Below are 8,176 nucleotides of genomic sequence, written 5' to 3'. Positions count from 1 at the left end.
TCTGAAGATCCCGTCTCGCCCTACCGCTACACAGGTCTCAAAGATCCATCTGTCTCATGGGACTCTGACAGACAGGGGCCAGGCAGTCGAGCACGACGCTGACGGGCACGCGGCTCCCTCGGATGCACGCCTGTCCGTGACCGACAGCCGGGTCGGCGACGATCAGCGCGAGGAGGTTGGCTTCCATGAACACCAGTATGCCCGCATGGCGGGTTGAGATCGGCCGATCGCGCTGGTCGCCCGGTCGCAGCGGTGACAGCCAAAGCGACAGCCGAGCAAGCGGACAACCTGGGACGACGGCGGATATCAGGGCATGAAAGTTCCGGCGCCTGCGTACTTGGCGGACATTCGCGGACGTCAGCAGAATGTCCAGATCTGACTACGGATCAGAAGGTTGGGGGTTCGATTCCCTCCGAGCGCATGTCAGGTTGAGACAGTCCAGGGCCCCGCAGTCGATCACACTGCGCGGGGCTCTGAGCTTTCCGGACCACGAGTACTGCAAGTTTGTACTGCCTGTCGCTGCCTTTGGTGGGCATCGTCGCTAGGTTGCGGAATTGTCGAGAAACTGCTGCCAGCGAGGTAGAACGGCGTGCGCGCATCCAGGGTATGGCGTCGACTGCTCGGTGTCGAGAAGGTCGTGGTGGAACGGGTCGAGTGCGACGAGGATCGGAACGCGGTCATCGCCCATCTAAGAACCCGAAAAAGCACATCAGTACGATGCTCCCGTTGTGGAACAGCATGTCCCGGTTACGACAAGGGTGTGGGACGGCGCCGCTGGCGAGCCCTGGATCCGGGTACCGTCCAGGTCTACCTCGAGGCGGATCTTCCCCGCGTGCGCTGCCCGGAGCATCATGTGGTCGTGTCCGCGGTCCCCCGGGCACGACCGGGATCGGGATTCACCCGCGATGTCGAACAGACCTGCGTCTGGCTGGTGAAACACCTGGCCAAGACGGATGTGGCCGAGCTGCTTCGGGTGGCGTTTCGCACCGTCGACGACATCACGTTGGGGATCCGGGACGGGAGTGCGATCTGGTGGAGCTGCACATGTGACGTGCTCCCGTGCTCCGCCTCGTCGAGGACGATCCTTGGCCTGCTCGGTTGCGGGATGCTTCCGATCTTTGGCGGCCCAGCGAGCCTGTGGCGGGTCCAGCGGCATCGGATCCGGGCCTGATCGGGCGGGCACATCGCCGACAGTCGAGTGGGGCGGGTCGGCTCAGCGAGTTGACCGGTGGAGATTTACCAGTCGGCGCGTAAGCATGGCGTGGCCGACGGGGACATCCGCCATGCCGTCGAGGGGTATCTCGTCGCCTACCCTCTCGACGACGGTACGGAACTCATCATCCATGCGATGCGGATGCGTCCCAAATATCGGGATCTCCTGCTGTGACCAGGGAGAACATGACGATGACCACTGACGGGCAGGAGCGCCGTCCGTACCAGTCGCGGCGTACCCGTGACCTCCGAGCTGATCGACGAACTCGCCGCCGAGGCCGAAACCGGCTATGACGTTGCCGCGCTGCGTCGGCGTGGCGGCAGGCGACCGCTCGGCTCCGCGCCCGGGGACGTCGTCCCCGTCCGGCTCGACCCAGATCTGCGCGCTGCTCTGGCCGCCCGGGCCGACGCCGACCACACCAACGCCAGCGACATCATCCGCCAGGCACTGCGCGCATGGCTCGACGTTGCGTGAACGGTCACCCGTCAGACCTGGCCGAGTCCCCGCGATGTGCGCAGAGGCCGTGGAGGATCGTCGGTCGGGGGCTGCGATCTGGGCGATCGCGCACGGACGGGGGCGGGGTAGCCGGCATCACACCGAAGGTGCTGGGGGCCGGACGGCAGATCAGTCCCTGCTGGCGGACAGCATGTAGATGTGCGCGATCCGTAGTATCCCGGGTTGGGGATGTTTTGTGCCTTGCCGAGCGCGCCCTGCTTGACCTGCGTTTTTGCTAGTTTGTGAGCTTCTGTGAGCGGCTGGGTGTGCGCGGACCGGGCCGGCGGCTCCTTCGGCGGCCAGGCGGGCCTTCTCTTGAGAACTGAGGTGTGGAGGTTCGCGGTCGTCTGGTAGGCGGCGTGGCCGAGAGTTTCCTGATCGACGTCGGGCCGGTGCGCGCCGCACGCTTCTCCGCGGCAGGGCCCGCGGTAGAGGATCAGGTGTAAGGGGCGTATGCCGGTGCTGGTAGCTGGCGTCGAGGAACGTGTCAGTCCGGGTGGGGTGCTGCGCCGCCTTTCGTCAGACACCAGCTGAACCGGCATAGTTAAGCGGCTCGCGAAATTTGATGCCACGAACAATCCGTCCGACACGCTCGAGATCAGCGTGACACCCGAAGTCCTCACCACATGGCCTTCAACCAGGATCGCGCGGAGTCACCCTCGGTAAACCATGTTGCTGGACGTGGTCAGACGATGGGAGAGGGTCAACATCGACCCGTCGTCAGAGAGGCAGCTTTCACGCGTTGCTGACAGCTCAAGGCTTTCGAAATCGCCGAGCTGAGCGGAGGAGGCCGTACGGGTGCTGTCGGCTCCCTCCGCTCAACCTGAGCGGACCGTGTTGAACGATCAGGCGTCGTTGGAGATGAGATGCGCCGGGACCTGGGTGTCAAGTTCATCCAAGGTCCAGAGGGCGTTCCGGTCGCCGTCTTTTATGATGCTTGGCCCGTCGGTCACCTCGGTCCAGCGCGTGATCGAGGATCCGCTCACCGCGAATACCTGGCCGCTGATGCCAGCGGCGGCATCGGTGCACAGCCAGGTGATCATTGGTGCGATGAGGTTCGCTGGTGGCAGATAGAATTTTCCGAATTCATCCTCGGGGACTCCCCGGGCGCGGAGGGCGTCGTCCATCTGATCCTTGTAAAGATCGAACGTGCGGGTGCCGGCGCCGGGGGCGTAACAGTTGAACGTGACACCGCTGTCGCGGTGCTGGGTTGCCAGGTCGTGGGACATGGCGATTCCACCACCGAGCACCGCGGCGCCGAGCGGGTTGGCCTGTGTGCCGCGGGCGATCTCGGAAGTGGCGAACAGCACCCGGCCCCAGCCACGCTTGAGCATCGAGGGCACCGCGGCCCGGGAGAGCCAGAACTTCTGGCCGAGATAGAGGTTCAGGAGTTTCTGCCACGAGACGTCGTCTGCTTCGATGCCCGCCAGGCTGCCAGCGACAAGTGCGCCGGCGTTGGCGATGACGATGTCGCAGGCGCCGAAGTTGTCCACGGCGGTCTGGACCGCGTTCACGCAGCCGTCGGGCGTGGCGATCGAGTCATAGTTGGCGACGGCCGTACCACCGGACGCGGTGATCTGAGCGACGGTCCCATCCGCGGCAGCGGAGCTTCTCCCCTCGCCTTCGATATCGGTGCCGAGGTCGTTCACAACGACCGATGCCCCCTCGGCTGCCAGTAAAAGCGCGACCTCCTTGCCAATGCCATTGCCACTTCCCGTGACAAGGGCCGACTTTCCTTTCAGGCGCTGAGACACTCGGTTGTTTCCTTCCGGATCGACTGTGAACGGTCGAGTCGCGCACGACGTCAGGTATGCAGCTCGAGTTGGACGCTCGTGGTATCCGCTGCACTGGGGCTGACCATGATGTCGACGAGGCCCGTCTCGACGGTACACCGCATGGGGTTGTTCGGGATCGCGCGTGCTTCTTGTCCGACCGGGAACGTGATGTAGTGGGGCTCGCCCGCTTCGAGTTCGATGCGTCTGAATCCGGCGAGTCGTAGGATCGGCTGGACGACTGTGCTCACACGCGGGTGTACGTGGAGCTGAATGACCGAAGCTGGGCATGTCGGCTGCCGGTGAGGCGGCTGCTGCGTGTTCGGTGAGCGTGGCTGCCAGCTTCAGCTGTGGGTTGGTGCCGATCCGGTTTTTCTCCCGGTGGCGTCGACATGGCAGGCATCGGGGAGCAGCTCGTCGAGCAGCTTCCCGGCGTCCGGTGGGACAGCGCGTACCGCAGGTGCCAGCGGACCGAGAGGACGATCACCTCCGCTGGAAGCCGGAACCCCGCGAACTCCGATGTCGGAACCGGTGAACAGGCACGGCGTCGACGCATCACGCGATCATGACTGATCGGCATCCGCCGAACAGCGGACTCCGCAGGCCACGGCGGCCACAGCTCGGGCCACGGCGGTAGCCACAGTCGGTCCCGCACTCCGGCGGGAGTCACTGTGGCTTGATCCGATCCTGCCCGGTGGGCGCTCGGCATCGCCACCGGACCGCCGTGGCTAGGCGTCGTTCGTCGCGCTGGTTCGTGTACTGATCCGGTAGCGATGTGGTGGCTGTCCTCGGGCGCGATGGAAGGCGCGGGAGAAGGCGTGTTCGCTGGTGTAGCCGACGGTGGTTCCGATGGTGGCGACGGACTCGTCGGTCTCGCGTAGCCGTTGGGCGGCGAGGTCCATCCGCCATCGGGTGAGGTAGGTCAGCGGGGGTTCACCGACGAGGGTGGTGAAGCGGCGGGTCAGGGTGGCTCGGGAGATGTGCACCTCTGCGGCGAGGTTCTCGATGGTCCAGGGGTGTGCCGGTGTCTCGTGGAGCAGGGCGAGTGCTCGGGCGGTGACGGGGTCGTGCAGGGCGCGCAGCCACGAGCCGTCGCCGGCCGGTCGGGCGCGCAGCCAGGAGCGGACGACATGGACGAGCAGGACGTCGACCAGGCGGGCGACGACAGCCCGTGAGCCGGGCGGAACACCGTTGAGTTCGTAGCGCAGCAGCGCGAGTGTGGCGGCGACGGCGCCGTCATCGCCGGGAACACCGGCGGGCAGGTGCAGGACCCGCGGTAGCAGGGACATGAGTGGTTGGGCGACCTCGTGGTCGTAGTCGTACGAGGCGCACAGGATGCGGCTGGCAGCGCCGATGCCGGGCAGTTCGATGACGCCGTCGTCGGTGCGCAGCCCGGTCTTCGCCGCCTGGGTGAGCGGCATGGCGGCGGTGGTGGGTCCGCTGGACAGGGTGTGGGCGAGGTTGGTCGGCAGCAGAACGACGTCGCCGGGCATCAGCCGCAGCGGGTCGGTGCCCGCGGTGCGCAGCCAGCAGGAGCCGGCGAGGATCGCGTGGAAGGTCGCGCCGGGCTGGGGGTCGACCTCGACGCCCCATGGTTCGTGCGCGACGAGCTGGGCGAGCACGGCGCCGCGGACGCGGGCGAGCTGGAGCACGTCGGTGAGCGGGTCGGCCGGAGCGTCCATTGTTCGATGCTATCGTCCACGCTGATGTTATGAGCCGATCGGATAAAGAAATGAGATTTCCAGGCATGTAAAGGCTCGGTTCGTCTTTCTATCGTGAGGTCATGTCCACATCCGAGACTGCTTCCACCTCCCTGACCGCCGCTACTGTGGCTCTGCGTTCCCAGCTGCACGAGGCGTACGGCGCCGACGCGCTGGCCCCGTTCGACAGCAACGCCGAGGCCATGGCCGCCGACGGTGTCGGTTCCACTGCCCCGTCGGTGGGAACGCCCGCGCCGCGGTTCGTGCTGCCGGACGTCCACGGCACCAGCCGGGCGCTCGATGATCTGTTGGCTTCGGGTCCGGTGGTGCTGGTGTTCTACCGTGGCGCCTGGTGCCCGTACTGCAATCTGCAGCTGCACGCCTTCCAGGGATCGCTCGGCGAGATCGAGGCGACCGGCGCGACCCTGGTCGCGGTGTCACCGCAGACGCCGGACAACTCACTGTCGTTCGCGGAGAAGGAAGGACTTGGTTTCACGGTTCTCAGCGATCTCCACAACCGGGTGGCGCGTGACTACGGCCTGGTCTTCCGGCAGGACGACGTCCCGACCGCCGTGCAGAAGGGGATCGGCACCGACCTGGCGGAGTTCAACGGTGACGACAGCTACGAACTCCCCGTCGCCACCACCTTCGTGATCGACACCGACGGGGTGATCCGGTTCCGCTCGGTCTCCGCCGACTACCGCTGGCGGGTCGGCCCCGAGGAGGTCCTCGCCGCGCTGCACGGACTGCGGTGACGGCCGGCGCCGGCGCGGCATCCGGGGCCGCGCCGGCGCTGCCGCGTCCCGGTGCACAGCGGTGGTGACGAACAGGGCAGCGGTCGCCGACGCGGTGGCCGTCAGGAACCAGCCGGCCTGACGAACCCCGTGCGCATGGGCGAACCAGCCGAAGGCGAGCGAGAACGGCAGGAACAGCAGCCAGGACAGCGTGCCGGCCCCCGAGGACACGCCGGCGCGGATGGTCGAGGGCACGGCGTCGTGCAGCAGCTTGCCCGCCCGGATACCGATGATCGCCAGGAGCAGGGTCAGGATCGTCTGGGCGGCGATCACGGCCGCGAGTGAGCGGGTCAGCGTCAGGGCGAGCGTGGCGGCCGGTGCGGCGAGTGCGAGGACGGCGACGACCACGCGGTTGTCGAGGTTCAACCTGCCGGCCAGGAAACCACCGATGCCGAGCATGGAGACCACCGTCGCCCAGTACGGGCCGAACAGCGCCGCGGGCGCGGCCAGGGCGACCAGCCAGAGCGGTCCGAACTCGAACACGGCCTGGGCGAGCATCGCGGTCAGCGCCGCCAGCAGCAGCGTCTGACGTACGGCCGGCAGCCGGATCATCGTGCGGTAGGTGACGGCCACCTGCCCGCGCAGGGTGACCGGCTCCGCGGGCAGGTGCAGCCGCGGCTCGGTGAACCGTCCGAACGCCACGGCCGAGGCGGCCACGAACGGCAGGGTGGCGAAGTACGTCACCCGCGGGGAGGTCCAGCCGGCGATGGCCCCGCCGGCCAGGGCGCTCACGACGAGCACACCGCTCTCGACCATGTTCACCCGGCCGATCCACGTCTCGTACTGCTCGCTCGACCCGGTCTCCGCCAGGACGACGTCGTACACGATGCTGTCGATGGTTCCGGAGCTGAGCGCGAAGTAGACACCCAGGATCAGAGCCGCGGCGATGTAGGTCGGCACGTCGTGGCTCAGACCGCCGAGCACCGTGCTCACCAGCAGCGCGACGTTGGCGCACACCATCAGCCCGCTGCGGCTCCACCGGTCGGCGAGAACCCCCGACGGAACCTCCAGCAGCGGGACGACCGCGGCGTACGCGGCCGCCATGACCGCGACCGTGCGCGGGGTGAACCCGATCTGCGTCATGAAGAGCTTCTCGACCGGGACCCACAGGACCATGCTGGAAAGCCCGACCGCGACCTGCAGTGGCAGCAGCCGCCGGGCCAGCCGGCGCCGCGTGCCCGCGGGCGCGCTCGCCTCATCGAGCGTCGTCGCGACCGCGGTCGCCTTCACCGATGCCACCCGGGTCTCCCGCCCTCCACGTGCTTCTGGTGTCACCACCGAAGTCACCGGGTAGGGGGCATCCGTTACACCGGGCCTGGTTCTGGCGACGCGGTCAGGGAGAAGCCGGCATGTTCAGGGCAGCGGGTGGGGCAGCGTCATGGCGTCCAGGGAGTGTCGGCACGCGCAGGACGGCTCGGTCGGAAGCTCCGCCAGCGCATGGCGCAGAAGGTTTCGCAGCATGCCGACGGAGCGGGCGAAGACCTCGAAGACCTCGGCCTGGGTGACCGCGGAGGCGATGCCGGAACCCGCGTCGTGGTCGGTGACGATCGCGATCGGGGTGTAACAGAGCGCGAGCTCACGGGCCAGGACCGCCTCCGGGTGGCCGGTCATGTTGACCAGTGACCAGCCCTGGGCGGCGAAGAAACGGGACTCCGCCCGGGTGGAGAAGCGGGGGCCCGGTATGACGACCATGGTCGCACCGTCGACGATGTCCAGGCCGAGTTCGGTTCCGGTGCGCAGCGCCACCGCGCGTCCGATCGGACAGTAGGGGTCGGCGAAGGACACGTGCACGGCACCGGAGTCGTAGAAGGTCGTCTCGCGTCCGGACGTGCGGTCGACCAGCTGGTCGGGCAGGACGAACGTGCCCGGGCCGAGTTCGGGGCGCAGCGCCCCCACCGCGGCCGGCGCGAGGATCTGGCGAACGCCGAGGCTGCGCAGCGCCCAGATGTTCGCCCGGTAGTTCACCCGGTGGGCCGGGAAGCGGTGGTCACGGCCGTGCCGGGCGAGAAACGCGACGCCCCGGCCGGCCAGGCTGCCTACGGCGATCCGGTCGCTCGGCTCCCCGTAGGGGGTGTCCACCTGGATCTCGGCCGCGTCGTCGAGGAACGAGTACAGGCCCGTTCCACCGATCACCGCGATCTCGGCCTTCGTCATCGTCGACTCCTACGTGTCCTGGCTGCTGGGTGTCCTGGGCTGCCCGCG

9 protein-coding genes, 1 tRNA gene and 1 pseudogene are annotated in these 8,176 nt (G+C 67.6%); 5 read left to right on the top strand and 6 right to left on the bottom strand.

Annotated features, from left to right (window positions below; all coding sequences use genetic code 11):
* Nucleotides 1-37: 37 nt before the first annotated feature.
* Nucleotides 38-187, bottom strand: coding sequence for a DUF433 domain-containing protein (locus MXD59_RS24260; RefSeq protein ID WP_248826896.1), 150 nt, complete (start codon nt 185-187; stop codon nt 38-40).
* Nucleotides 188-325: 138 nt separating this feature from the next.
* Here MXD59_RS24260 and MXD59_RS24255 point away from each other — a divergent pair.
* The 4 genes from MXD59_RS24255 (at nt 326) to MXD59_RS24235 (ending at nt 1,687) form a co-directional block, all read left to right on the top strand.
* A tRNA-Arg gene (locus MXD59_RS24255) sits at nt 326-421 on the top strand.
* A gap of 168 nt (nt 422-589) precedes the next feature.
* Nucleotides 590-1,171 carry a transposase family protein gene (locus tag MXD59_RS26745; protein WP_308301777.1) on the top strand — a complete coding sequence of 194 codons (582 nt, stop codon included), beginning with the start codon at nt 590-592 and terminating at the stop codon, nt 1,169-1,171.
* Nucleotides 1,172-1,228: 57 nt separating this feature from the next.
* A complete protein-coding gene (locus MXD59_RS24240) occupies nt 1,229-1,387 on the top strand; it encodes a hypothetical protein (RefSeq protein WP_248814069.1) in 159 nt (52 codons plus the stop codon).
* Between the two features lie 66 nt (nt 1,388-1,453).
* The gene (locus MXD59_RS24235) at nt 1,454-1,687 is read left to right on the top strand and encodes a ribbon-helix-helix protein, CopG family (protein ID WP_248826895.1); all 234 of its coding nucleotides are present in this window, start codon (nt 1,454-1,456) and stop codon (nt 1,685-1,687) included.
* 866 nt (nt 1,688-2,553) lie between these two features.
* Here MXD59_RS24235 and MXD59_RS24230 read toward each other — a convergent pair.
* From MXD59_RS24230 to MXD59_RS24220, 3 genes are all read right to left on the bottom strand, one after another.
* Entirely contained in the window at nt 2,554-3,462 is a 909-nt protein-coding gene (locus tag MXD59_RS24230) for an SDR family NAD(P)-dependent oxidoreductase (protein ID WP_248826894.1), read from the bottom strand.
* Between the two features lie 50 nt (nt 3,463-3,512).
* Nucleotides 3,513-3,755, bottom strand: coding sequence for a fibronectin type III-like domain-contianing protein (locus tag MXD59_RS27570; RefSeq protein WP_372512192.1), 243 nt, complete (start codon nt 3,753-3,755; stop codon nt 3,513-3,515).
* 453 nt (nt 3,756-4,208) lie between these two features.
* Complete coding sequence (locus MXD59_RS24220) at nt 4,209-5,162, bottom strand: AraC family transcriptional regulator (protein ID WP_248826893.1); 954 nt, start codon at nt 5,160-5,162, stop codon at nt 4,209-4,211.
* 101 nt (nt 5,163-5,263) lie between these two features.
* Here MXD59_RS24220 and MXD59_RS27565 point away from each other — a divergent pair, with 101 nt between their 5' ends.
* Complete coding sequence (locus tag MXD59_RS27565) at nt 5,264-5,935, top strand: peroxiredoxin-like family protein (RefSeq protein ID WP_372512191.1); 672 nt, start codon at nt 5,264-5,266, stop codon at nt 5,933-5,935.
* Nucleotides 5,936-6,208: 273 nt separating this feature from the next.
* On the opposite strand, the pseudogene MXD59_RS27560 reads toward MXD59_RS27565, so the two are convergent.
* Both MXD59_RS27560 and MXD59_RS24210 read right to left on the bottom strand, forming a co-directional pair.
* A pseudogene (locus MXD59_RS27560) lies at nt 6,209-7,204 on the bottom strand (MFS transporter); the annotation flags it as partial.
* Between the two features lie 123 nt (nt 7,205-7,327).
* Complete coding sequence (locus MXD59_RS24210) at nt 7,328-8,128, bottom strand: S-methyl-5'-thioadenosine phosphorylase (RefSeq protein WP_248826891.1); 801 nt, start codon at nt 8,126-8,128, stop codon at nt 7,328-7,330.
* Nucleotides 8,129-8,176 lie beyond the last annotated feature (48 nt).

It is taken from the genome of Frankia umida (assembly GCF_023242945.1).
Classification (GTDB): domain Bacteria; phylum Actinomycetota; class Actinomycetes; order Frankiales; family Frankiaceae; genus Frankia; species Frankia umida.
This window is presented reverse-complemented; position numbering and strand designations above follow the sequence as displayed.